Genomic DNA, 24,434 nt, shown 5'->3' with positions numbered 1-24,434 from the left:
GCCTGCGACGGCGGTGGATCAGGTTAGAAATACTTGACTGATCTACCGCCGTCGCAGGCAAGCCAGCTCCTACATTTTGATTGGGTTTGCAGATCACGAGAGGAGTTGGTTCATGCGAATCGGACTGGTTGGATACGGCCACGGTGGCCGTTTTTTTCATGCCCCGCTGATCGCCACATTGCCCGGGGCAATCTTCGTTGGCGTGGTGACCCGCGCCCCCGAGCGCCGCCAGCAACTGGCGACGGAGCATCCCGGGGTGCCGGCATTCGACAGCATCGCGCAGATCGTCGAAGCCGGGGTGGAGGTGCTGGTGATCTCCACCACCCTCAAGGGCCGCCCGGCCCTGGTGCTGGAGGCCATTGAATATGGTGTGGCGGTGGTCAGCGACAAACCCTTCGCCGCCAATGCCGAGCAGGCGCGGGCGCTGATTAGCGCCGCCGAACGTGAAGGGGTAAAACTCAGCGTCTACCAGAACCGGCGCTGGGATTCGGACTACCTGACCCTGCGCAAGCTGATCGAGGCTGGCGCCCTGGGCACTATCACCCGCTTTGAATCCAGGGTAGAGCGCTACAGCCCGCAAGCGGTGGGCAACGCCAGCGGCGGCGGGTTCCTGCGGGATCTGGGCAGCCATCTGGTGGACCAGGCCTTGCAGCTGTTCGGTCCGGTAGAGCTGGTGTATGCGCAATTGCAGTACAGCGCCGAGCATCCCACGGTCGATCATGGCTTCTTTGTCTGCCTGACCCACGCCAACGGGGTGATTTCCCACCTGTGGGGCAGCGCCCTGCAAAACAGCCAGGCCCCGCGTTTTCGAGTGAACGGCACGGCGGGCTGCTACACCGTCGAAGGCCTGGATGGCCAGGAGCAGGCGCTGCTGGCCGGCAAGAATCCGAAGACCGAAGGTGAACATTGGGGCGCCGAAGATCATCGCCGCTGGGGCTGGTTCGAACAAGGCGCGGAACGCGAGCGGATCCCTTCGCAAAAGGGCGCCTGGAACCAGTTCTATCGCCAATTGCAAAGCGCAGTCCAGGGCCAGGGCGAACTGCCGGTGCAGGCCAGGGATGCCTGGGAAGCCACCTGCGTGCTGGATGCCGCCAGGCTCAGCGCCGAGCGCCGGCAAGTGGTGGAGATGGCCACGCTGGAAGGGGTAGAGTGGAAATAGAATAAAATTCTAAAATGAGTTGATATGGAAATTATTTTCCAATAAAGTCATTTCCAGGTTGCTGAAAGTCTGTCCCGGCCTTCCTTTATAAAGGACGCGGTGGGCTCAACAAAAACAAGATAAAAAAACAACCAGGTACCGTCAGATGAAAATCTTCAACGCTGTACTGCGAGTGTTACGTACTGCCTTCCCGCCCCGCGCACGGCCCTTCTATTTCTCTTTTCTCAATGTCCTTTGCATCGAAAGCAAGGGCGCCCTGGTGTGCTGCATTCCGGGGGCGCCCGTGGTACGGCTGCCTGCTGCCAACTCATCGCTCTGATAAACGCTACGTCCAGAAAACCAACAAGAAAGTGGAGACAGACCGTTCATGAAGACCCAGATCCGTTTCGCCTCGCTGGCCTTGTCGATGCTGCTTGCCAGCGGCGTGGCCGCGGCCGCCGATATCAAGATTGGCGTCAGCATGTCGCAGTTCGACGACACCTTCCTCACCTACCTGCGTGAGGATATGGACAAGCAAGCCAAGTCCTACCCCAAGGGCGACGGCGTGCAACTGCAGTTCGAAGATGCTCGCGCCGACGTGGTCAAGCAACTGAGCCAGGTCGAGAACTTTATCAGCCAGAAAGTCGATGCCATGGTGGTCAACCCGGTGGACACCGCCTCCACCGCACGCATTACCAAGGCCGCGGTGGCAGCCGGTATCCCGCTGGTCTACGTCAACCGCCGCCCGGATCAGACCGACCTGCCCAAAGGGGTGGTGACGGTGACGTCCAATGACGTCGAGGCCGGCAAACTGCAAATGCAGTACCTGGCCGAGAAACTGGGCGGCAAAGGCAAAATCGTGATTCTGCTGGGCGACCTGGCCAACAACTCGACGACCAATCGCACCAAGGGCGTCAAGGAGGTCCTCGGCAAATACCCGGACATCAAGATTGAACAGGAGCAGACCGGGATCTGGCTGCGGGACAAGGGCATGACCCTGGTGAACGATTGGCTGACCCAGGGCCGCGAGTTCAATGCGGTCGTGGCCAACAATGACGAAATGGCGATTGGCGCGGCCATGGCCTTGAAAACCGCGGGCGTCAAACCGGGCAGCGTGTTGATTGGCGGCGTCGATGGCACGCCCGACGGCTTGAATGCGATTACCAAGGGCGAGATGGCGCTCTCGGTGTTCCAGGATGCCAAGGGGCAGGCGGTCGGTTCGGTGGAGGCGGCGGTGAAAATGGCCAGGGGCGAGGCGGTCGAGCAAAACGTCGTGGTGCCGTTCCAGTTGATCACCCCGGACAATGTCGCGTCGTTCAAGTAGCGTTCAATAACAACAATAAGCCCGCAGGGCGTTCGCAATCGCCCTGCCGATGGAGCCCCGATATGCTCGCTCAAGCGACTGCTTTGCAGCCCGCAGGTCTAGAAGAGCCTTACCTGCTGGAAATCGCCCATATCAGCAAAGGTTTTCCCGGCGTCGTGGCCCTGGACGATGTGCAACTGCGGGTGCGCCCCGGCTCGGTCCTGGCGCTGATGGGAGAAAACGGTGCCGGCAAGTCGACGCTGATGAAAATCATCGCCGGCATCTACCAGCCCGACGCCGGCCAAATCCGCCTACGGGGCAAGCCGGTGGTGTTTGATACACCCCTGGCCGCCTTGCAGTCGGGCATCGCGATGATCCACCAGGAACTCAACCTGATGCCCCATATGAGCATCGCCGAGAACATCTGGATCGGCCGCGAGCAGCTCAATGGCCTGCGCCTGGTCAATCACCGGGCCATGCACCGTTGCACTGCGCAGTTGCTGGCGCGGCTGCGGATCAACCTTGACCCCGAGGAGCAGGTTGGCAACTTGAGCATTGCCGAGCGGCAGATGGTGGAGATTGCCAAGGCGGTGTCCTACGACTCCGACATCCTGATCATGGATGAGCCGACGTCGGCGATTACCGACAAGGAAGTGGCCCACCTGTTTTCGATCATTGCCGACCTCAAGGCCCAGGGCAAAGGCATCATCTATATCACCCATAAAATGAATGAAGTGTTTGCCATTGCCGATGAGGTGGCGGTGTTTCGCGATGGCGCCTATATCGGCCTGCAGCGAGCCGACAGCATGGACAGCGACAGCCTGATCTCGATGATGGTCGGGCGCGAATTGAGCCAACTGTTCCCGGTGCGCGACAAACCCATCGGCGAGTTGCTGCTGTCGGTGCGCGACCTGCGCCTGGACGGCGTGTTCCAGGGCGTGTCCTTTGACCTGCATGCCGGCGAGATCCTCGGCATTGCCGGGCTGATGGGCTCGGGCCGCACCAATGTGGCGGAAACGATTTTCGGCATTACCCCAAGCGACGGCGGCGAGATCCGCCTCGACGGCCAGGTGCTGCGCATCAGCGACCCGCACATGGCGATCAAGCAGGGATTTGCGCTGTTGACCGAGGACCGCAAGCTCAGTGGCCTGTTCCCGTGCCTGTCAGTCCTGGAAAACATGGAAATGGCCGTGCTGCCCCATTACTCGGGCAAGGGCTTTATCCAGCAAAAAGCCCTGCGGGCCTTGTGCGAGGACATGTGCAAGAAGCTGCGGGTAAAAACCCCCTCCCTTGAGCAGTGCATCGACACCCTGTCGGGCGGCAATCAGCAAAAGGCCCTGTTGGCCCGTTGGTTGATGACCCAGCCACGGCTGTTGATCCTCGATGAGCCGACCCGTGGCATCGATGTCGGGGCCAAGGCCGAGATCTATCGCCTGATTGCCTTTCTGGCCAGCGAGGGCATGGCGGTGATCATGATCTCTTCGGAACTGCCGGAAGTGCTGGGCATGAGTGACCGGGTGATGGTGATGCACGAAGGCGAGTTGATGGGCACCCTGGACCGGGCCGAGGCCACCCAGGAAAAAGTCATGCAGTTGGCTTCCGGTATGACGGCAGTCCACTAACGAATAAAAAAGGTGACGGGTAATGAACGCAATACTGGAAAGCAAACCCGAGGAAAAAAAGCCCGCTGCGGCACCGGTCAAGAGCCGGCGGCGGTTTCCTACCGAGCTGAGCATTTTCCTGGTGCTGATCGGTATCGGCCTGGTGTTCGAAGTGTTTGGCTGGATCGTGCGTGACCAGAGCTTTTTGATGAACTCCCAGCGCCTGGTGCTGATGATCCTGCAGGTGTCGATCATCGGCTTGCTGGCGATTGGCGTGACCCAGGTGATCATTACCACGGGGATCGACCTGTCGTCGGGCTCGGTGCTGGCGTTGTCGGCAATGATTGCCGCGAGCCTGGCGCAAACCTCGGACTTTTCCCGCGCGGTGTTTCCATCGCTGACGGACTTGCCGGTGTGGATCCCGGTGGTGGCCGGCCTGGGCGTGGGCCTGCTGGCGGGGGCGATCAACGGCAGCATCATCGCCATTACCGGCATCCCGCCGTTTATTGCGACCCTCGGCATGATGGTCTCGGCCCGTGGCCTGGCGCGTTATTACACCGAAGGCCAGCCGGTGAGCATGCTCTCGGATTCCTACACGGCCATCGGCCATGGCGCGATGCCGGTGATCATCTTTCTGGTGGTGGCGGTGATCTTCCACATTGCCCTGCGCTACACCAAGTACGGCAAGTACACCTACGCCATCGGCGGCAATATGCAGGCGGCGCGCACTTCGGGGATCAACGTCAAGCGGCACCTGATCATCGTCTACAGCATTGCCGGGCTGCTGGCCGGGTTGGCGGGTGTGGTCGCCTCGGCTCGGGCGGCTACCGGGCAGGCGGGGATGGGCATGTCTTATGAGCTGGACGCGATTGCCGCTGCGGTGATCGGCGGCACCAGCCTGGCGGGCGGGGTAGGGCGCATCACCGGCACGGTGATTGGCGCGCTGATCCTCGGGGTGATGGCCAGCGGGTTTACCTTCGTGGGGGTGGATGCGTACATCCAGGACATCATCAAGGGCCTGATCATCGTGGTGGCGGTGGTGATCGACCAGTATCGCAATAAACGCAAGCTCAAGCGCTGAGCGAGAGTTGAATCAAAAAGTGGAGCTTGTTTGTGTGGGAGCGGGCTTGCCCGCGATAGCGATGGGTCAGTCAAATATCTATCAACTGACCCACCGCTATCGCGGGCAAGCCCGCTCCTACATTTGTGCACCGCCAACCGTTTGTCTTCTATATAGCTCCACAACACTGAATTTCTTGCTATAAACGCACTCCGATAACCACCTGCCGAGCCCGTCCTGGTGCCTTTTGGGGGAATGTCGGACAAATTGCCTGTCATTTCAGTTGCTGCGCCCTCAAGTCAGCCGTAGACTGCCGCCCCTCGTAAATTGAGTGCCGGGTGGCGCTTGGAATGGACGGCGTCTTTCCCCGACCTGCAGAGGTTGGCCGGAACGCTCCCTTATTCGCCTTAATGCACGTATTTTTTATAGAGAAATCAATGACAAAGGAAAAGTTGCTGGCCATGCCGGCGGATGACTACATGAATGCCGAGCAGCACGCTTTTTTCGAGCAGTTGTTGCAAGACATGAAAGTCGAGCACCACGAGCGCATTGAGCAGAACCGCATCGCCATTGAAAGCCTGGACACCCCGGCTGACCCTGCTGACGCTGCTTCGGTAGAAGAAGAGCGCACCTGGCTGGTCAACGCCATCGACCGCGACCAGCGCATGCTGCCGCAACTTGAACAGGCCCTGGGCCGTATCAAGGAAGATTCCTTTGGCTGGTGTGATGACAGCGGCGAGCCTATCGGCCTCAAGCGCCTGCTGATCAGCCCGACCACCAAGTACTGCATCGAAGCGCAAGAGCGCCACGAGCAAATCGACAAGCATCAGCGCCAAGCCTGATCTGTTTGATTGTGTAGGGAGCTGGCTTGGCGAAGGCGGTCGATCAACACCGCTATCGCCAGCAAGCTGGCTCCTGCAGTGATCCTGCGCGTGTCATCCCCCCGTCTATTGATCTGCTGCAAGCCCTAACACCAATGGCCCATAGATAATGGCCAATTAGTGGCGTTTAATGCAGAGACAATAATGACAAGCAGTGGGGTAACAAGCATGGCTGGGGATGGATCTCTGATGGGCGCCGCCGTGGTGCCGCACGCGGTGAGCCGCCAACTGCCTGGCTGGGTCACACCGTTCCTGCAAAGCATCGCCCTGGTGCTGGTATTGTCGGGCCTGGCGTTTGCCGACCTGTCGATGTACCTCTGCGTGCCCGTGGCCCTGTTGCTGGTCTGGCTACCGCTGCTGAAAAAGCCGGCCCGCAGCCTTGCGCCGGCTGTCGTCGAGGATGCCATTGGCGCGTTGACCCGCGACCTGTCCTACACCACCAGCCATAACGCGCTGTCAGCCGCCGGCGTGGCCTATTCGGTCAAGCAACTGGCGGCCCGCCTGCAATCGCAATTGGGCGCCGCCCAGCAAATCGTCAGCAGTGCCGAAGTGATGATTGGCACTGAGCAACTGACGTCCCAGCTCAGTCGTGAAGCCCTCGGCGCGGCGGGCCAGGCCCATCAGCGCAGCACCGAGGGGCGCGCGGTGCTCGGGGAGTCCATCAGCCGCATGCATCAACTCAGCCAGCGCGCCAGCGACAGCCGGCAATTGATCGAGGCCCTGAGCCAGCGCAGCGAAGAGATCCAGCGCGTGACCCTGGTGATTCAGTCGATTGCCAGCCAGACCAACCTGCTGGCCTTGAATGCCGCCATTGAAGCCGCCCGGGCCGGTGAGCATGGGCGCGGGTTCGCCGTGGTGGCCGATGAGGTGCGCGGCCTGGCGGGCCGTACGGCGACTGCCACCGACGAAGTCGGGGTGATGGTGGCGGACATCCAGCAGCGTACCGCCCAGGTGGTGGAGCAAATCCGCCAGTTGTCCGTGGATCTGCAGGCCGGCGTCGAGCAAGTGGAGCACGCCGGCGAGCAACTGGAGAGCATTGCCACGTTGGCGGCGGGGGTGGAAGGCCAGGTCAACGCGATTGCCCAGGGCACCGAGACCAATCGGGTGCAGCTCGACAGTCTGTTCCATGCGGTGGAGCAGATGCGCAGCGACCTGACCGTCAGCGACCAGCAGACCCAGCAGTTGGCCGAGGCCGCCATACAAATGGAAGGGCAGGCCGAAACGATCAGCGAGCGCCTGGCCGAAGTCGGCCTGGACGATTATCACCAGCGCATCTACGACCTCGCCCGCGAAGGCGCGAGCCGCATCGCCGCGCAGTTCGAGGCGGATGTCCAGCAGAACCGCATCAGCCTCGATGACTTGTTCAATCGCAGCTACACACCGATTGCCAACAGCCAGCCGACCAAGTACCACAGCCGTTTCGACGGCTACACCGACCAGGTATTGCCCGCTATCCAGGAAGCCTTGCTGCCCCGGCACGAAGGCCTGGTGTTCGCGATTGCCTGCACGCCACAGGGCTATGTGCCGACGCACAACAAGGTGTTTTCCCAGGCGCTTACCGGCGATGTTCAGGTGGACGCGGTGAACAATCGCACCAAGCGCAAGTTTGAAGACCGCACCGGCATCCGCTGCGGCAGCCACCAGCAGGCTGTGCTGTTGCAGACCTATACCCGTGATACCGGCGAGTTGATGCACGATCTGTCCGTGCCGATCATGGTCAGCGGCCGGCATTGGGGCGGCTTGCGCCTGGGCTATAAGCCTGAGGGGCAGGCTGGCGCGCACTAGGCCCAGGCACGGATTGTTGCGTGTTATGCAAGGAAGCTTTTACGCCGATAGCTTTTTCCGGCGTGAGGAACAGCTTAAGATGCTGCACATTGTTAGCTAGCTAACTAATCCTGCGGAGAACTTTCATGCAAAGCAAAGTCGATGTAGCGGTGATGATTGGCAGCGGTGTGCCACAGACCCTGCGTGCGCTGGGCCTGAGGGCCTGCTGGGTGGTGTTGCTCAACGGTGAACAGCGCGGCACGGCCTTCGCCAGTCGCGACGAAGCCCAGGAATGCCGCGCGGCCTGGCAGGCGCTGCTGGACCTGGAGCGCTCAGACCGCCTGCACTGACTGCAGGTTATACGCTCTGGTGCAGGCGCTGGTTCAGCTCATCCACGGCAATCGCCCAGTCCGCGTCTTCGCGCAGTTCTTCCTTGAGGAACTGCGCCTGTTGCGGGGTCCAGAAGGGCGCGTCGATCAGCTTCACAGTCTCTGCCAGGGGATGTTCACCGATAAACGTGTCGATGGCAGCAGGCGAGGCCTCCAACCCCAACTGTTCGAACAGGTCTTGCAAGGTATGCGTTGGCGCGTCCATGTCATTCTCCACGATAGTTAAGTCTCTACTCCCATGGGAGGCGTGCCAGCGCGCATAGTTCGATTTTGCTTGAGTCACGTGTCAACGGGCATTGATGCAGAGGAGGGCTTCCAACTCCTTGGCCAGGGCGCAGGCCTTGTTATGGTCACTGCGAAAGCCCTTGATCCGACCGCTGGGCACTTCCAGGATATGGAAAAAATTCTTGCCCGCCGGGACGACCCGATACAGGGCGAAATCCGGGCACGCGTTGTGGGCATACACGCTGTAGAATAGCGCGCTATCCTTGCGCGATAAGGTGTCGCGAGTCAGTGTCGGTTCGCGATGAAGTCTTTGCATGGCGAGCTCCTGTTGATCTGTTGACCTGCTTGCAGCATTTCGGGTGGTTTTAAGCCGCGTTGCTGTTCTAATATTGTTGTCGGCAGCCCGCGTTCGGTTCCATCCAACGTTTTTCCTTGGTTTTTGGCTGTCGGAAAACCACCCTTTCAAATGGGGTATTCTCTGAAGTGGGGCGTCCAGTATTCTCTGGCCGATAAACCTGTGATTTCCTGCACCGCCTGACGACCTTGTACAAGGGCTGTCAGGCACGGCTGTACGAGTCTGGCGGGAATCAACTTCAGTTTTTTAATGTACCGTGCCGTATCGGCCTTTTTTGTGCTGTCTGCCCTTGGCGGGCGGCGCTTTTTTAGATGTGGGGGCGTTTCCTTGGCAGTTAGTAATCTGGATATGCACGCATTGTTCGTGCTGGGTGATTTGCGCGCGAAGTTGGTTAAGCAGTTTCAGTCGCGGTTTGTTTACATCACGGAACAAACCCCCGAAGGCATTTACATTGCTGAAATCGATACCGAAACAGCGTTGGTGGTCGATGACAAACCTCGCCTGGAGCTCAAGGTCGGCGATCACTTTCGCGCCGCAGTCCTGCCCAGCCGTGAAGGTGGCAAGTTCGAGCTGAAGTTTCGCGATATCAAGTTGACGGTCTATGGCCTGGGTGACTACGCGTTTGTTTCCACGGCACAGGGCGAGGGCATTGTGTTCAAGGAAGGTCACAGCGTGATGCTGGTGTTCGCCGCCAATGAACAACTGCAAGAAGGCCTGAGCAAGACCCTCAAGGCCGTGACCGGCAAGGCCGCCAAGTGGCGCAAGGGTGAACTGGTGACTTTCAAGGCCAGCGAGTAATAAGCGAGCGCACCGGCAATCGGTTGAACCTCTACTACAGTTGGGTGGACTTAATTATTCAGGGCTTTCGCATGACAGCAAAGCCATCCGCCATGGCTGTGTAAACGCGAGGTTCAAAGGCATGAAAGCAATACGAGCGCTGTTGGCAGCATCCCTTACCACCTTGGGCCTGTCGATGGCGGCCGCACCGGTAGCGGCTGCCCAGGCGCCCATTCATTTTGCCGACCTGAATTGGGAAAGTGGCAGCCTGATCACCGAAGTACTGCGCTTTATTGTCGAGAAGGGCTACGACCTGCCCACCGATACCCTGCCCGGTACCACCATCACCCTGGAAACCGCCCTGGCCAAGAATGATATCCAGGTGATCGGCGAGGAATGGGCGGGCCGCAGCCCGGTGTGGGTCAAGGCTGAGGCTGAAGGCAAGGTGGTTGGCCTGGGCGATACCGTCAAGGGCGCGACCGAAGGCTGGTGGGTCCCGGAATACGTGATCAAGGGCGACCCGGACAAAGGGATCAAGCCACTGGCCCCTGAGCTGCGCAGCGTACAGGACCTGGCGCGCTATAAAGATGTGTTCAAGGACCCGGAGGCCCCCGGCAAGGGACGGTTCCTCAACAGCCCTATCGGCTGGACCTCAGAGGTGGTCAATAAGCAGAAGCTCAAGGCTTATGGCCTGGACGACAGCTACGTCAACTTTCGTAGCGGTTCGGGCGCGGCGCTGGATGCCGAGATAGCCTCGTCGATCCGCCGTGGCAGGCCAATCCTGTTTTACTACTGGTCGCCGACCCCCCTGATGGGGCGCTACAAGTTGATCCAGTTGGAGGAACCTGCCTTCGACGCCGAGGCGTGGAAGACCCTGACGGATGCCGACAACCCCAACCCCAAGCCGACGCGTTCGTTGGCGTCCAAACTGAGCATTGGCGTGTCTACGCCGTTCCAGAAGGAATATCCGCAGATTGCCGGGTTCTTCGAAAAGGTCGAGTTTCCAATTGGACCGTTGAACAAAGCCCTGGCAACCATGAGCGAAAAGCACACCCCGCCGCGCGAAGTGGCACAGGCGTTTCTCAAAGAGCATCCGCAAGTGTGGAAGGCCTGGTTGACGGAGGATGTGGCTACAAAGGTCCAAGCCAGCCTGAAATAGCCACGCCGTCACTGCAAACGACGATCCAAACGTGGGAGCGCTCCCCTTAAAACTTGGTTTGCACCGCCAATTCAAAGGTACGCGGCGACCCCAGGTAATACGCCGGCGACACATGGGCAAACTGCGCATATACCTCGTTGGTCAGGTTACGCACCCGGCCCGTGACCGAGGTGTGTTGATCGACCTTGTAGGTCAGGAACGTGCCAAACAAGGTGTACGCCGGCACGGTCAGGGTGTTGGCGTTATCGGCGTACACCTGCGCCACATACCGCGCATCCACGCCACCTTGCCAGGCCGGGGCGATGTCATAAGTCAGCCACAGGTTGCCTACGCGCTTGGGCACGTTGGTCGGCGTGTTGCCCTTGCGCGATACCACTGCGCCGCTGGCGATTTTTTCATTGAAATCATCGTATTGCGCATCGACCCAGGCGAAATTGCCTTCGGCCAACAGCCTGGGGGTAATGCGCAACGAGCTGGCCAGTTCGATGCCCTTGGACGACTGCGCACCCACCGCAATACTGCGGGTGGGGTCTTGTGGGTCGGTCACGGCAAAGTCCTTGCGCTCGATGTGGTAGGCGGCCACGGTGGCTGAACCGCGCCCGTCCAGGTAATCGAACTTGCTGCCCACTTCCCATTGCTTGCCGGTGGAGACATCAAACACCTGGGTGGTGCTGGTGGGCTGTTCGGCTGCGGTGCTGTATTGCACATAGACATTGGCCGCCGGGATGAACTGATAGGTCAGGCCCACGCGTCCGGTCACCGGCTCCCAACGGCGCTTGACGTTACCCAGGTTGTCGCGGTGGCTGGTCACGTCCAGGTCGATGGCGTCATAACGCAGGCCGCTCAGCAGCGACAGCTTGTCGGTCAGGCCCAGGCGGTTCTCGACAAACAGCGCCTTGGTCGTCACTTCGGTAGTCTTGTCCTTGATAAAGCCCGGTTTGGTGCCTGGCAGGTCGTAGAAATGCCCCGGATCGAAGTGGTTGGGGTCCACAGCGTTCTTGGCCGACACGTTCAGCGGGCTGGCGGTGGTGCTGTTGACCTTGTATTCGAAACCGCCGGACCAGGTGCTGGCCAGGCCGAACACGCTGCTGTCATGGCGCAGCTCGAACTGGTTGCCGTCCTGCTCGCCCTGATGGCGCACCTGATAGGCCGTCGAACGGTTCACCAGGCTGTTATCGGCGTTGTACTGGTAGGTCTCCAGGTTGCGGTAGTCGCGCTGGCTGTCCAGGTGATAGAGGGTGTTGCGCAGGGTGGTGCTGTCGTTGATCCGGTAATCGATGATCGACCGGGCCCATATCGTGCGTTGTTCGTAGCGGCCATCGGCGACGTTGTAGTTGTTGAAGCGGTTGTGCCTGTCGATTTTCAGCTCGCCGGCCTTGGGATTGAGCACCGGGGTGCCCCAGTATGGGCTGTCCTCGTGTTCGTCCTGGTACTCCAGGGCCAGGGTGTGGGACAGGTTGGGCGTGAGGTCGCTGAGCAGGGAAAAGGCCACGCTCCAGGCATCGCGTTGCTGGCGGTCGATATGGGTATGGTTGGTGTTGCGGCTGACATCCAGGCGCGCGTAGTGCTGGACCTCGGCACCGGGCTCGGTCAGGGCGTGGTTGAGGCCCAGGGCGATGCCGGTGGTGTCGTAGCTGCCGTAGTTGATCTGGCCTTCGACGGCCTGCTCCTCGCGGGTGGCCAGCTTGGTCACGTAGTTCAGCGAGCCGCCCACGGAGCCGGCGCCGTTGATCAACGAGGAGGGACCGCCCACCAGCTCCACCCGGTCATAAATCCATGCGTCCACGGGCCGTGCCAGGCCACCGGCGACGTTGATGCCATTGAACATCTGGGTGATCTGGCTGCTGGTAAAGCCCCGATAGGAAATAAACCCGCCAAACCCCGGCGGCGCACTGGCGTTGACCCCAGGCAGGGTGTTGGCCGCATCCTGGAAGGTCTTGGCGCCACGGCGCTCGATATCGTTGCGGTCGGCGATGCTGACCGAGGCCGGGGTTTCCCGCACGCTCAGGCCCAGGCGCGAGGCCATGCCGCTGGATTGGTCCAGAGCCAGGCCCGGCTCGTTGGCGGCGGCGCCGTCGATGGTGGTGGGGGCCAGCTCAAGGGCCCAGGCGCAAAAAGGCAGGCAGCCGAACAGGCCCGCCAATAGAGGTAAATGTTTCATCGATAAATCCTGAAAAGCAGGGCTTGAAAGCAGCGCACAGCCGCCCGCGCTTCCCTGGGGAAGCCGCGCGGTGTGCGGATCAAAAAGCGCAGGTATCAGGCGTAGGCAGGCGGGGCGCGCGGATTAGCCGCAGGCCAGGTGAAGCGGGTGGGAATATCAGCGGTGAGTACCACCGCCGGCGGTGGCGCGTGAGGCTGGGGCAGTACCGCAACGTTAAGGCTGGAGTTGAGCGCCGGGCCCATGCCGCCGGTGGAACACAGCGGGCAACCGAAGGCCTTGGACAGCGTGGGTAGCGACTGATCGCCCGTGTTTACGGGGGCTGGCGCCTGGGTGCGGGGGTCTACGGTACAGAACTGGCCGCCAATGCCGTTGAGCTGCATGCCGACCATTTGCCCATGGCCAATACTGCAGGCGAACACGTTGAACAGGACGCAGCCATAGAGCATCCAGGCAATCAACGAGCGGTCGGCACGGGCGAGTTTCATGGGGCGGCACTTTATCACCAGACGACTAAATGCCTGCAAAAAATCTGAAAAGGACTATCCTCTTTCGCACTTTTCCAGGGGTATCCAACCATGAGCTTTGTCATTGCGAGGTGGGTCGTCGGGGTATTTGCGTTTATCAGCATGATCCATGTGTACTGGGCCGCAGGCGGCAAGCTGGGCAGCAGCGTAGCGATCCCGCAACTGCCCGGCGAATTCGCCAGCGGGCCACGGCCGGCGTTCAAGGCGTCGGCGCTGGGTACGTTCCTGGTGGCCGTGGGGCTGGTGCTGATTGCCGTGTTGGTGTGCCTGCGGGCGGGGCTGTTCTTCCAGCCAGTGGGGCATCAGGCCCTGCAATGGGGGATCAGCGCGATTGCCCTGATCATGTTTGGGCGGGCGATTGGTGATTCGGAGCTGGTGGGGTTTTTCAAGAAAGTCGGCGGGTCACGGTTCGCGCGGTTGGATACGTTTTTCTATTCGCCATTGTGCCTGGTGTTGGGGACGGGGTTGCTGGTCGTCGCCTGGACCTGACTGACGGTATGCAGGGCCAAATGTGGGAGCGGGCTTGTCGGATCGCCGCGAAGACGTCGGCCCAGCAAACATTGATGTTGACTGACCCACGGCCTTCGCGAGCAAGCCCGCTCCCACATTGTTTACCGCGTACATTCAGAGGGATCAGCTACCGCTGTCAGCCCTGCGGCTGCTGACCTCGGCCGGTACATTTTCCCCCGCCATGCGCTTGCGAAACAACGACGTGCGCGCCAGCAACAGGGTGGTTACCGGCACGGTGATCGACAGCAAAATCGGGATCAACCAGCCATGCAGCACCGGCCCGGACTTGAGGGTCGAGAAGTAGATAATCGACGCCAGCGCCACGCACCATGCGCCGAGGGTCGAAGCCAGCGCCGGTGGGTGCATGCGCTGGAAAAAATCCTTCATCCGCAACAGCCCGAGCGCACCAATCAACGCAAACAGGCTGCTGAGCAGCAGCAGGATCGCCACGATAATTTCCACCCACAGTGGCAGTTCACTGACATTGATCATTCGATCACCTCACCACGCAGCAGGAATTTGGCCAAGGCAAACGAGCCGACAAAGCCGAACAGCGCAATCAGCAGCGCCGCCTCGAAGTAGGTATCACTGGCATAGCGAATGCCCAGCACCAGCATCATCAGCATCGCCAGGATATACAGGTAGTCCAGGGCCAGGACCCGGTCCTGGGCCGAGGGGCCCTTGAACAGGCGCACCAGGGTCAGGACCATGGCCAGGGAAAACAGGAACAGGCTCAACAGGATCGCATTGGCGAGCAGGGCACTCATTCGAAGATCTCCATCAGGGGCCGTTCGTAGGCCTGCTTGAAGTGCTCGATAAACTGCACTTCGTCATCCAGGTCGAACACGTGCAGCAACAGGATGCTGCGGTCCAGGGCCAGTTCCGACCACACGGTGCCGGGGGTCACGCTGGTGATCATCGACAGCACCGCCAGGCCGTTGGCGTCACGCAGGTCCAGGGGGATTTTGACAAAGCGCGAGCGCGGCGGCCGTGTACCGCAGGTCAAGACGCCCCACGCCACGTGCAGGTTGGAGATGATCACATCGCGCCCGACCAGGAAAAACAGGCCAATGATCACCCCTGGGCGGCGGATACGCACCGGCAGTGGGCGCAGCGGCGCCATCATCAGCGGCGCGAGCAGGCCCAGGAGCGCCCCCAGCAGCAGGTTGCCGGGGCTGATCGACAGGTTCAGCACCAGCCACAGCACCCACAACGCCAATGACAGTAACGGGGCAGGGAACAGGCGCTTCATGGCTGCACCTCCACGGCGGCGGCCTGGGCTTGCGGGCTGAGCACCGGGCGCGTGGCCATGACGGCCATGACGTAGTGCTCGGGGTTGTTCAGGCTGGCGGCAGTGTCCTGGGTAAAGCGCATGAGCATTTCTGCCTTGAAGGTCAGGCCAATCGCCAGGCCAAGCAAGACGAAGATCGGGATGCACTCAAAGCGGCGCAGCAGCGGCGAGGGCCGCTCTTCTGGGGTCCAGAAGCGCTGGATGCCCAGGCGCGCAAAAGCGATCAGCGAGGCCAGGCCCGAGAATATCAACAACGCCACCAGGCCCCAGGCTGCCGGGCGAATCGGCGCATCCACGGCCTGGCCCAGGCCCAGCGGGTTGATCAGCGCGCTGAGCAGGCTGAGCTTGCCGATAAACCCCGACAGCGGCGGCATGCCGATGATCAGCAGGGCGCAGGCAATAAAGCTCAGGCCCAGGAACGCCATGGTCCACGGGATGACCTGGCCGACCACGGCCTTTTGCTCATCGTCCAGGTTGGTGCCCTTGGGCGGGTGCAGGGATTCGACTGGCCGTGGCAACACTTCGATTTCATCGTCCAGGGGCAGCTCGTTGGCCGAGCGCGAGCGTTCGACCAGTTCGGCCAGCAGGAACAGCGCGCTCAACGCCAGGGTCGAGCTGACCAGGTAGAACAGCGCGCCGGCCGTCAGGCTGGGCTGGGCGAAGCCTACCGCCGACAGCAGGATGCCCGCCGAGACCAGGATGCTCAGGCTGGCCATGCGCTCCAGGCGCTGGGCGGCGAGCATCGCCAGGGCGGCGCAGAGGATGGTGGCCATGCCGCCGTACACCAGCCAGTCGCCGCCAAACAGCGCCGAGGCGCCGGCTTGCCCGGAAAACAGTAGGGTCCACAGGCGCAACACGGTGTACACGCCGACCTTGGTCATGATCGCAAACATCGCCGCTACCGGCGCGCTGGCCGAGGAGTAGGCCGGCGCCAGCCAGAAGTTCAAAGGCCACATGCCGGCCTTGGCCAGGAACGCGGTGGCGAGGATCGCCGCGCCGGCATGCAGCAGGCCGCGATCGGCTTGCGGGACCAGCGGGATCTTGAGCGCCAGGTCAGCGAAATTCAGGGTGCCGGTGACCCCGTAGATCAGCGCCGCACCAATCAGGAACAGCGACGAAGCCAGCAGGTTGATCGAGATGTAATGCAGCCCCGACGACACCCGCGCCCGGCCCGAACCGTGCAGCATCAGGCCGTAGGACGCGGCCAGCAGCACCTCGAAGAATACGAACAGGTTGAACAGGTCGGCGGTGAGGAAGGCACCGTAGAGGCCCATTAACTGGATCTGGAACAGCGCATGGAAACTGGTGCCGGCGCGGTCCCAGCGGGCCATGGCGAACAGCAGGGCGCTGACGCCGATGATCCCGGTGAGCACCAGCATCAGGGCCGACAGTTGATCCACCACCAGCACGATGCCGAACGGCACCTGCCAGTTGCCCGGCAGGTAGACGCCGATGGAGGCGGGGCCGCCTTGCTGCGTCCAGTACAGCATCAACATCGCGATGCCCAGGCCGGTCATGCTCGACAGCAGGTTGATCTTGGCCTTGAGCGGGCGGTGTTTCTCGCCCAGCATCATCATCAGCGCAGCGGTCAGCAACGGCAGCAGGATCGGCGCGATGATCAGTTGGTTCATCCAGCTCATTCCTTGGGCTCCCGGCCGTCCACATGGTCAGTGCCGGTCAGGCCCCGGGACGCCAGCAGCACCACCAGGAACAGCGCGGTCATGGCGAAGCTGATCACAATCGCCGTCAGCACCAGGGCCTGGGGCAGGGGATCGGTGTAATTGAGCAGGTCCTGGGGCACGCCGTCCTTGATGATCGGTTCCTTGCCGATAAACAGGCTGCCCATGCTGAAGATGAACAGGTTGACCCCATAGGACAACAGGCACAGGCCCATCACCACCTGGAACGTCCGTGGCCGCAGCACCAGCCAGACGCCGGAGGCCGCCAGGACCCCAATGGCAATTGCGATGACTTCTTCCATCAGGCAGCAGCTCCTTGTGGTGGCGTGGCGGCGGCTTTCGCCTGGTTGCCGGGTTTATGGGCCCGCACCGATTGGTGGCCGAGGGCGGTGAGCATCAGCAGGGTCGAGCCGACCACCATGGCGTACACACCCACGTCAAAAAACAGCGCGCTGGCGATATGGATGTCGCCCAGCACCGGCAAGCTGAGGTGCAGGGTGCTGGTGGTGAGGAACGGGTAGCCGAAGAACAGCGCGCCAAGCCCGGTCAAGGTTGCCGACAACAGGCCGAAGCCCATCCAGCGCATCGGCCGCAGGTTCATCTGCGCCTCGACCCACTGGGTACCGGCGACCATGTATTGCAGGATAAACGCCACCGACATCACCAGCCCGGCGACAAAACCGCCGCCCGGCTGGTTGTGGCCGCGCATGAACAGGTAGAACGACACCACCAGGGCAATCGGCAGCAGCAGGCGCACCAGCACCGCGGGCACCATCATAAAGCCCAGGGCGGTGTCGCTGGCCTGGCGTGGGTTGACCAGGTCGGTGTCCACGTCCGGCGCCAACAGCCGCTGTTGCGCGGGCAGTTGCTCGCTTTCCTTGGGCGGGCGGAAGCGCCGTAGCAGCGCATACACCGTCAAGGCCACGGCGCCTAGCACGGTGATTTCGCCCAAAGTATCGAAGCCCCGGAAGTCCACGAGCATCACATTCACCACATTGCTGCCGCCGCCTTCAGGCAGGGCGCGGCTGAGGTAGAACGAGGAAATGTCGTTGGGGGTCTGGCGGGTGAGCATCGCATAGGACAACAGCGCCATGCCGCCACCGACCACGGTCGACAGCAGCAAGTCGCGCAAGCGGCGAATGCGCGCCTTGCGCAACGAACTGGGGAGTGGCGAGACCTCTTCGATCCGCCGTGGCAGCCAGCGCAGGCCCAGCAGGATCAATACCGTCGTCACCACCTCGACCACCAGTTGCGTCAGCGCCAGGTCTGGCGCGGAGAACCAGACAAAAGTCACGCAGGTCATCAGGCCGCACACGCTGACCATGGTCAGGGCCGCCAGCCGGTGGTACTTGGCTTGCCAGGCGGCGCCCAGGGCGCAGGCAATCGCCAGCAGCCACAGGGTGACGAACACGATGGAGCCAGGGATCTTCGGCCGGTCGCCCCAGCTCAGGCTGCTGCCCAGCATGGGGATCATCCCGGCGATCACCGCCACCAGCACCAGCAGGAACAATTGGGTCTGCAGGCGCTTGGTGCTGATGCGTTTCTCGACCTTGCGCACGCCACGCATCATCACCACCAGGCAGCGCTCGAACATGCGCTTGCCGTTGAAGTAGCTGATGATCGGCGGGTACTTGAAGCGCCCGCGCTTGAGTTGCTTGCGCAGCAGCAGGTACAGGACCACGCCGCCGGTCATGGCCACCAGGCTCATGATCATCGGGGCGTTCCAGCCGTGCCAGATCGCCAGGCTGTACTGGGGCAACACGCCGCCGACCACCGGCAGGGCGGCAGCGGCGAGGATCGCACCGACCACCTGGGCCGGGAAGATCCCCACCAGCAGGCAGGTAAACACCAGCAACTCGACCGGTGCGCGCATCCAGCGTGGCGGTTCGTGGGGCGTGTGCGGCAGGTCGGTGGCGGCCGGGCCGAAGAACACATCCACGGTGAAGCGCAAGGCATAGGCCACGCTGAAGGTGCCGGCGATGGTCGCGATCACCGGCAGGGCGATTTCCACCCACTGGGTCGAGGAGATGAATACCGTCTCGGCGAAGAACATCTCTTTGGACAGGAAGCCGTTGAGCAACGGCACCCCGGCCATGGAGGCGCTGGCGACCATGGCCAGGGTCGCGGTAAACGGGATCAGGCGCACCAGGCCGCTGAGCTTGCGGATATCGCGGGTGCCGCTTTCGTGGTCGATGATGCCCGCGGCCATGAACAGCGAGGCCTTGAACGTAGCGTGGTTGAGGATATGGAACACGGCGGCGACGGCGGCCAGCGGGCTGTTGAGGCCCAGCAGCAGGGTGATCAGGCCCAGGTGACTGATAGTGGAGTAGGCCAGCAGGCCCTTGAGATCGTTCTGGAACATCGCGCAATACGCGCCGAGCAACAGGGTCAGGGCGCCGGCACCGCCGACCATCCAGAACCACTCTTCGCTGCCCGACAACGAGGGCCACAGGCGGGCCAGCAGGAACACGCCGGCCTTCACCATCGTGGCCGAGTGCAGGTAGGCCGACACGGGTGTCGGTGCGGCCATGGCGTGGGGGAGCCAGAAGTGGAAGGGGAATTGCGCGCTTTTGCTCAGGGCACCGATCAGGATCAGCGTCAGCAGGATGGGGTAGAGGGAGTGGGCACGGATCTGGTCACCGGCGGCGAGCACCTGGTCCAGATCGTAACTGCCGACGACATGGCCGAGCAGCATGACCCCCGCCAGCAGGCACAACCCGCCTGCACCGGTGACCATCAGCGCCATATAGGCCCCCCGGCGCGCATCGGAGCGGTGGTGCCAATAGCCGATCAACAGGAACGAGAACAGGCTGGTCAGTTCCCAGAAAAACACGATCTGGATCAGGTTGCCGGAGATCACCAACCCGAGCATCGCGCCCATGAACGCCAGAAAAAACGCGAAGAAACGCGGCACCGGATCATCCGGCGACATGTAATAGCGGGCGTACAAAGACACCAGGCTACCGATGCCCAGTACCAGCATCGAGAACAGCCAGGCGAAGCCATCCATGCGCAACACAAAGTTCAGGCCCAGGCTGGGCAGCCAGGAAAATTCTTCGCGGATCACGCCACCGTCGGCGATCTGGGGGTAGAGCAGGGCGACTTGTACGGTACCGACCAGAGCCACAAGGCCGGCCAGCAGGGATTCAGTATTACGTGCGTTATGCGGCAGCAAGGCCGCCAGACAGCTGCCGATGAAAGGCAGAAGCAGTAGAACTATCAGGGACATAGGCTTCTAATCTGCGGTGGTTTGGGATGCATCATACGTGCCGGAAACCGGATTACCAAACGGCAACCTGTGGCAGGATCCTACAAGATGGACCGAAAACCCCTATCTGTCGCGCTGTAGGAGCCGGCTCCTATAGGGAAACGGGCTTTTGCTCCCGCGTCTTTATCTCGCTGACAATCACCGCCGCCACAATCAACACCGCGCCGAGCATGGCAATCGGCGGGAAACGCTCGCCGGCAATCCGCCCGATTATCCCGGCCCACACCGGTTCACCGGCATAGATCAGGGTGGCGCGGGTGGGCGAGACGCTTTTCTGCGCCCAGTTCATCGCCAGTTGAATCACCGCGCTGGTCAGGCCCAGGCCCACGGCGCTGAACAGCAGTACCCAGGAAAAGTCCGGCAATGCCTCGCCCGTGGGCACTACCAGCAGGAACGACAGCAACGAGGCGGTGGCCAGTTGCACCACGGTCACCCGGCGCACATCCACCTGGCCGGCATAGGCGCTGATCAGGATGATTTCGGCGGCAATTGCGATAGCACCGATCAAAGTGGCGATTTCGCCGGGGCTGAAATTCAACGATGCGCCGGCCGGTCCGGTCAAAAGCATCAGGCCGGTGAAGGCCAGCATGATGCCAATGCTCGGCATCAACCCCGGGCGCCGTCCCAGCACCAGCCATTGCAGCAGCGGTACAAAGGGCACGTAGAGCGCGGTGATAAACGCCGACTGGCTGCTGAGGATGGTCTGCAGGCCAATGGTTTGCAGGCCGTAGCCAAACATGATCGCGGTGCCGATAAACACGCCGGCCTTGAGCTCAAAACGTGTCAGGCCACGCAGGTTGCGCAGGGAAAACAAGCCGACCACCAGTGCCGCCGCGGCAAAGCGCAAGCCGACGAAGAACATCGGCCCGCTGACGGTCATGGCATGTTGCACCAGGATAAACGTGCCGCCCCAGATCATGGTGATCAGCACCAGCACGCATTCGGCTTTGCTGAAGCGGGAAAACAATGGGGAGGCGGTCGAGGTGGTCATGGCGGCTCTGGTCTTGCACAGGAAGGGCGCGGAACGCACAATGCGCCGCAGCTGGGCAGTATACTGCGCAACCCCACCGAGTGAGCAATATAGTGCACAAAGAAAATCCGCAACGGGCCTCGGTCCTGCAGCACGTCAGCCAGAACGTTCGACGCCTGCGCCACGCCGCCGAACTGAGCCAGACAGCCCTGGCAGAAAAGTCCGGGGTCAGCCGGCGCATGCTGGTGGCCATCGAGGCGGGTGAAAAGAACGTCAGCCTGTCCACCCTCGACCGCGTGGCCGAAGCCCTGGACGTGGCCTTCAGCGACCTGATCCAGGCCCCCGACGCCCGTGACCACAGCCGCATCAACGAACTGGCCTGGGCCGGTGAGATCGATGGCAGCAAGGCCGTATTGCTGGCCAAGGCCACCGCCCGGCGTGAGGTGGAGCTATGGGAATGGCGCCTGGAACCGGGCGATCGCTATTGCCCGGACCCAGACCTGGAAGGCTGGAGCGAGCAGTTGTTCGTGTTCGAGGGCAGCCTGACCCTGGTAGTGGATGACGTCGAAACCACCATCGCCGCCGGCGAGTTCTTTATGTTTCCCAGCCACCAGCCCCATGCCTATCGCAATGAGGGCCCTGTGGCGGTGCGCTTTATCCGCAACGTGGTGATCTAGATCCACACATCATTCTGCTGGGTCCGCTCGCCGCCCTGGTTGCCGGTGTTCAACACGCCGCAGGGTTCGACCAGCAGCAACTTCACCTCGCCTTCGGCATACGGTTTGTGCTCGACGCCCCTGGGCACCACAAACATCTCGCCGGTGCCGATCTGTACCGCGCCATCGCGAAAATCAATGCGCAGCGCGCCTTCGAGGACGATAAAGGTCTCGTCGGTGTCCGCGTGGCTGTGCCAGATAAAATCCCCCTCGATCTTCACTACCTTGAATTGGTAGTCGTTCATCTGCGCGATGACCTTGGGTGTCCATTGCTCGCTGAACAGGCTGTATTTGTGCGCAAAGTTGATGGCGGTGTAGGAGGGCATGGCAGTCATCTCAGGTGATCGAAGCCTGACATTAAGTGCCACGTGAGAACGGGTATTGAATGATCGTGCGATTGTCAGGTTAAAAGAAACGTTATATTGTATCTCTTGAGATCGATTCTCAAGTGTTGCCGGGCTTGAGGTCGATACGTTTATTTTCGGCTCAAGGGATTGCAGATGAACCAGTTGCACGGGGTAGCTCCAGGGTTTTCGACGTTGTTGGCAGTAGGCCTGATGTCCTCGCTCACCGGCTTGCCCGCCGTCGCGGCGCAGGAACGTGAAGAGTCGGTCACCGAGCTTGAAGCCACGCGGGTCAGTGCGCCGCTGAACAAGGCCCTGGAAGTCAACGCCGGTGGCTTCGGCGCCAAGGATGCCATGGAGATCCCCCTGGCCATCCAGAGCTACTCCAGCAAGACCATCGCCGACAGCTCCGCGCGCACCGCCGTGGATGTGCTGAGCCTCGACCCTTCGGTGCTCAGTTCGTCGGGCGGCAGCGGCTTTGACAACTTCCGCCTGCGCGGCTTTGCCATGGACAACTTCAACACCATCCGCCGCGATGGCCTGACCCTGGCCCCGCACCACGACGTGCCCCTGGAAAACGTCGAGCGCATCGACGTGCTCAAGGGCCCGTCGGGTTTCCTCTACGGCTTCAACTCGCCGGGCGGCACCATCAACTACATCCTCAAGCGCCCGACCCTGGAGCCGCTGCTCAATGTCAGCGTGCAAGGCTCCTCGTTGCTCGGCCGCTACGTGGCGATTGATACCAGCGATTCGTTCAACGATGGCGCCTTTGGCTATCGCCTGAATGCCGGCTACGAGAAAAACGGCGACTTCGATCATGCCCGCGACATGGAGCGCAAGTTTATCGGCCTGGCCACCGACTTGCGTCTGAGCGACCGCGCGCTGTTGCAACTGAATGCCGACTGGTCGCGCAAGTCCACGGTCTCCGACCCGTTGCTGCGTGCTGACCAGAGTGGTCGCGCCAACCCGCTGGACCCGTCCAGCTATGTGCTGCCGCCCAAGGTCAATCGCCGCGATCTGTTGACCGGCTCCTGGTTCCGCCACCAGACCGAAGGCGCCAACCTCGACGCCAAGTTCGAGTACGAACTGGACGACAACTGGACCTCCGTGACCCAGGGCAACTACTCGCGGGTCGAGCGCCACGGCGGCTATAACGACCTGTTCGGGATCAAGCCCAACGGCGATATCGGCTCGGCCGACTTTTACGTGTCCCGTGGCGAAGTGTTCAGCACCTGGTCGCTGCAGTCGTACCTGGCCGGCAAATTCGCCACCGGCAACATCTATCACGACGTGTTCTTCGGCACCGGCTACAAGCAGTTCAAGGACGTCAGCCCGTTCTGGGATTCGGTGGACAGCGGCACTCCCGGCATCGGTATCGGCGATGTATCGGTGGGCAATATCCGCCATCCGATCAATCCGCCCAAGTGGCATTTCGGCCCGGAACGGCCCACCGATTTTGTGTCTTCCATCAAGGAAACCTCGGTCTTTGCCAGCGACCTGATTTCCCTCACCGAGCAATTCCAGGTGATGCTCGGCGGGCGTTATATCTGGTACCGCGCGGATCAACTCTCGGCCATCGCGCCTTCGCAAAGCCATGACGTATTCGTGCCCAGCGCTGCGCTGATCTACCGGCCCTGGGACAGCGTGATGACTTACGTCAGCTACTCCAAAGGCTTTGAAAAAGGCGACTACGCCCCCTATAACGCGACCAACGCCAACCAGCCCACCGACGCCATCGAGTCCCAGCAATACGAGGTGGGCCTGAAGCTGGACCTCAATGATCGCCTGAACCTGGGCCTGGCGGTGTTCGATATCCGGCGCAAGGCCAGTTACCTGAACACCAGCAACACTTATGTGAGTAACGGTGAATTCCACCACCGTGGCGCCGAGCTGACCCTGTCCAATCGCGTCACCGACGCCCTGACCCTCAGCGCCAACGCCGCCTACCTGGCCACGCGCATGGAAGATGTGGATGACGTCACCGTGGACGGCAAACGCACCGAAAGCGTGCCCAAGTGGAAAGGCGCGGTCGGTGCCTTGTACACCGTGGCCGCTGTGCCCGGCCTGTCGTTGGACAGCACCGTCAGCTACGTCGGCAGCCGCCCGGTGGATGCGCAGAACAGCGGCTACATCCCCAGCTACACCTTGCTCGACGCCGGTATCAGCTACCGCTCGAAACTGGCGGATACCCCGGTGACCTACCGCCTGCACGGCAAGAACCTGACCAACAAGTACTACTACGCCAGTGCCTATTACCAGGGCGGGCTGGATGTGGGGCGCGAGCGCGAAGTGTTCCTGTCGGCCAAGTTCGAGTTCTAG

General features: G+C 61.6%; 24 protein-coding genes. 12 read left to right on the top strand and 12 right to left on the bottom strand.

Annotation, left to right across the window (positions count from 1 at the left end; genetic code table 11):
- The first annotated feature begins 112 nt into the window (after positions 1 to 112).
- From ACSSVH_RS15835 to ACSSVH_RS15805, 7 genes are all read left to right on the top strand, one after another.
- The gene (locus ACSSVH_RS15835; protein ID WP_172314512.1) at positions 113 to 1,159 is read left to right on the top strand and encodes a Gfo/Idh/MocA family protein; all 1,047 of its coding nucleotides are present in this window, start codon (positions 113 to 115) and stop codon (positions 1,157 to 1,159) included.
- 367 nt (positions 1,160 to 1,526) lie between these two features.
- A complete protein-coding gene (locus ACSSVH_RS15830; protein ID WP_169954726.1) occupies positions 1,527 to 2,462 on the top strand; it encodes a sugar ABC transporter substrate-binding protein in 936 nt (311 codons plus the stop codon).
- A gap of 62 nt (positions 2,463 to 2,524) precedes the next feature.
- Positions 2,525 to 4,063 carry a sugar ABC transporter ATP-binding protein gene (locus tag ACSSVH_RS15825; protein ID WP_169954725.1) on the top strand — a complete coding sequence of 513 codons (1,539 nt, stop codon included), beginning with the start codon at positions 2,525 to 2,527 and terminating at the stop codon, positions 4,061 to 4,063.
- Positions 4,064 to 4,085: 22 nt separating this feature from the next.
- Positions 4,086 to 5,123, top strand: coding sequence for an ABC transporter permease (locus ACSSVH_RS15820; protein ID WP_169954724.1), 1,038 nt, complete (start codon positions 4,086 to 4,088; stop codon positions 5,121 to 5,123).
- Between the two features lie 416 nt (positions 5,124 to 5,539).
- Positions 5,540 to 5,944, top strand: coding sequence for a TraR/DksA family transcriptional regulator (locus ACSSVH_RS15815; protein WP_010173153.1), 405 nt, complete (start codon positions 5,540 to 5,542; stop codon positions 5,942 to 5,944).
- 183 nt (positions 5,945 to 6,127) lie between these two features.
- Positions 6,128 to 7,768: a methyl-accepting chemotaxis protein gene (locus tag ACSSVH_RS15810; RefSeq protein ID WP_492633443.1), complete on the top strand. Its 1,641-nt coding sequence runs from the start codon at positions 6,128 to 6,130 to the stop codon at positions 7,766 to 7,768.
- Between the two features lie 125 nt (positions 7,769 to 7,893).
- Positions 7,894 to 8,097, top strand: a complete 204-nt coding sequence (locus ACSSVH_RS15805; protein WP_032861075.1) for a hypothetical protein — start codon at positions 7,894 to 7,896, stop codon at positions 8,095 to 8,097.
- A gap of 7 nt (positions 8,098 to 8,104) precedes the next feature.
- Here ACSSVH_RS15805 and ACSSVH_RS15800 read toward each other — a convergent pair whose 3' ends face one another.
- Both ACSSVH_RS15800 and ACSSVH_RS15795 read right to left on the bottom strand, forming a co-directional pair.
- On the bottom strand, positions 8,105 to 8,341 hold the full coding sequence (locus ACSSVH_RS15800; protein ID WP_169954722.1) for a DUF2789 domain-containing protein: 237 nt from the start codon (positions 8,339 to 8,341) through the stop codon (positions 8,105 to 8,107).
- An 81-nt stretch (positions 8,342 to 8,422) separates the two neighbouring features.
- Positions 8,423 to 8,677, bottom strand: a complete 255-nt coding sequence (locus tag ACSSVH_RS15795) for a hypothetical protein (protein ID WP_169954704.1) — start codon at positions 8,675 to 8,677, stop codon at positions 8,423 to 8,425.
- 366 nt (positions 8,678 to 9,043) lie between these two features.
- Here ACSSVH_RS15795 and ACSSVH_RS15790 point away from each other — a divergent pair, with 366 nt between their 5' ends.
- Both ACSSVH_RS15790 and ACSSVH_RS15785 read left to right on the top strand, forming a co-directional pair.
- Positions 9,044 to 9,514 carry a hypothetical protein gene (locus ACSSVH_RS15790; protein ID WP_076964285.1) on the top strand — a complete coding sequence of 157 codons (471 nt, stop codon included), beginning with the start codon at positions 9,044 to 9,046 and terminating at the stop codon, positions 9,512 to 9,514.
- A 121-nt stretch (positions 9,515 to 9,635) separates the two neighbouring features.
- Positions 9,636 to 10,652: an ABC transporter substrate-binding protein gene (locus ACSSVH_RS15785; protein ID WP_492633442.1), complete on the top strand. Its 1,017-nt coding sequence runs from the start codon at positions 9,636 to 9,638 to the stop codon at positions 10,650 to 10,652.
- Positions 10,653 to 10,698: 46 nt separating this feature from the next.
- Here the strand turns inward: ACSSVH_RS15785 and ACSSVH_RS15780 are convergent, their stop codons facing one another.
- Both ACSSVH_RS15780 and ACSSVH_RS15775 read right to left on the bottom strand, forming a co-directional pair.
- On the bottom strand, positions 10,699 to 12,813 hold the full coding sequence (locus ACSSVH_RS15780) for a TonB-dependent receptor (RefSeq protein ID WP_492633441.1): 2,115 nt from the start codon (positions 12,811 to 12,813) through the stop codon (positions 10,699 to 10,701).
- Positions 12,814 to 12,908: 95 nt separating this feature from the next.
- On the bottom strand, positions 12,909 to 13,298 hold the full coding sequence (locus ACSSVH_RS15775) for a DUF2946 family protein (RefSeq protein WP_169954719.1): 390 nt from the start codon (positions 13,296 to 13,298) through the stop codon (positions 12,909 to 12,911).
- Positions 13,299 to 13,388: 90 nt separating this feature from the next.
- Here ACSSVH_RS15775 and ACSSVH_RS15770 point away from each other — a divergent pair, with 90 nt between their 5' ends.
- On the top strand, positions 13,389 to 13,826 hold the full coding sequence (locus tag ACSSVH_RS15770; protein WP_169954718.1) for a DUF3995 domain-containing protein: 438 nt from the start codon (positions 13,389 to 13,391) through the stop codon (positions 13,824 to 13,826).
- A 144-nt stretch (positions 13,827 to 13,970) separates the two neighbouring features.
- Here ACSSVH_RS15770 and ACSSVH_RS15765 read toward each other — a convergent pair whose 3' ends face one another.
- The 7 genes from ACSSVH_RS15765 to ACSSVH_RS15735 all read right to left on the bottom strand — a co-directional run bounded on the left by ACSSVH_RS15765 (position 13,971) and on the right by ACSSVH_RS15735 (position 21,076).
- The gene (locus ACSSVH_RS15765; protein WP_169954717.1) at positions 13,971 to 14,339 is read right to left on the bottom strand and encodes a Na+/H+ antiporter subunit G; all 369 of its coding nucleotides are present in this window, start codon (positions 14,337 to 14,339) and stop codon (positions 13,971 to 13,973) included.
- Positions 14,336 to 14,614, bottom strand: coding sequence for a K+/H+ antiporter subunit F (locus tag ACSSVH_RS15760; protein ID WP_038440496.1), 279 nt, complete (start codon positions 14,612 to 14,614; stop codon positions 14,336 to 14,338). Before ACSSVH_RS15760 ends, ACSSVH_RS15765 begins: the two co-directional genes overlap by 4 nt.
- Complete coding sequence (locus tag ACSSVH_RS15755; protein WP_169954716.1) at positions 14,611 to 15,099, bottom strand: Na+/H+ antiporter subunit E; 489 nt, start codon at positions 15,097 to 15,099, stop codon at positions 14,611 to 14,613. The genes ACSSVH_RS15760 and ACSSVH_RS15755 overlap by 4 nt, the downstream gene beginning before the upstream one ends.
- Positions 15,096 to 16,778 (bottom strand): monovalent cation/H+ antiporter subunit D, encoded by a 1,683-nt coding sequence (locus ACSSVH_RS15750; RefSeq protein ID WP_169954715.1) that lies wholly within the window; start codon positions 16,776 to 16,778, stop codon positions 15,096 to 15,098. Before ACSSVH_RS15750 ends, ACSSVH_RS15755 begins: the two co-directional genes overlap by 4 nt.
- Positions 16,775 to 17,119, bottom strand: a complete 345-nt coding sequence (locus ACSSVH_RS15745; RefSeq protein WP_005789164.1) for a Na+/H+ antiporter subunit C — start codon at positions 17,117 to 17,119, stop codon at positions 16,775 to 16,777. Before ACSSVH_RS15745 ends, ACSSVH_RS15750 begins: the two co-directional genes overlap by 4 nt.
- Positions 17,119 to 20,046, bottom strand: coding sequence for a monovalent cation/H+ antiporter subunit A (locus tag ACSSVH_RS15740; RefSeq protein ID WP_492633440.1), 2,928 nt, complete (start codon positions 20,044 to 20,046; stop codon positions 17,119 to 17,121). Before ACSSVH_RS15740 ends, ACSSVH_RS15745 begins: the two co-directional genes overlap by 1 nt.
- A gap of 130 nt (positions 20,047 to 20,176) precedes the next feature.
- A complete protein-coding gene (locus ACSSVH_RS15735) occupies positions 20,177 to 21,076 on the bottom strand; it encodes a DMT family transporter (protein ID WP_492633439.1) in 900 nt (299 codons plus the stop codon).
- 92 nt (positions 21,077 to 21,168) lie between these two features.
- On the opposite strand from ACSSVH_RS15735, the gene ACSSVH_RS15730 reads away from it, so the two are divergent.
- A complete protein-coding gene (locus tag ACSSVH_RS15730) occupies positions 21,169 to 21,732 on the top strand; it encodes a cupin domain-containing protein (protein ID WP_169954712.1) in 564 nt (187 codons plus the stop codon).
- On the opposite strand, the gene ACSSVH_RS15725 is transcribed toward ACSSVH_RS15730, so the two are convergent.
- A complete protein-coding gene (locus ACSSVH_RS15725; protein ID WP_492634721.1) occupies positions 21,729 to 22,097 on the bottom strand; it encodes a cupin domain-containing protein in 369 nt (122 codons plus the stop codon). The two genes, ACSSVH_RS15730 and ACSSVH_RS15725, sit on opposite strands and share 4 nt — an antisense overlap.
- Positions 22,098 to 22,271: 174 nt before the next feature.
- Between ACSSVH_RS15725 and ACSSVH_RS15720 the strand changes: the two genes are divergently transcribed.
- Positions 22,272 to 24,434: a TonB-dependent siderophore receptor gene (locus ACSSVH_RS15720; protein WP_492633438.1), complete on the top strand. Its 2,163-nt coding sequence runs from the start codon at positions 22,272 to 22,274 to the stop codon at positions 24,432 to 24,434.

The organism is Pseudomonas sp. HC1(2025), assembly GCF_058742075.1.
The sequence above is the reverse complement of the archived record's forward strand: the minus strand, read 5'-3'. Positions and strand labels throughout refer to the sequence as shown.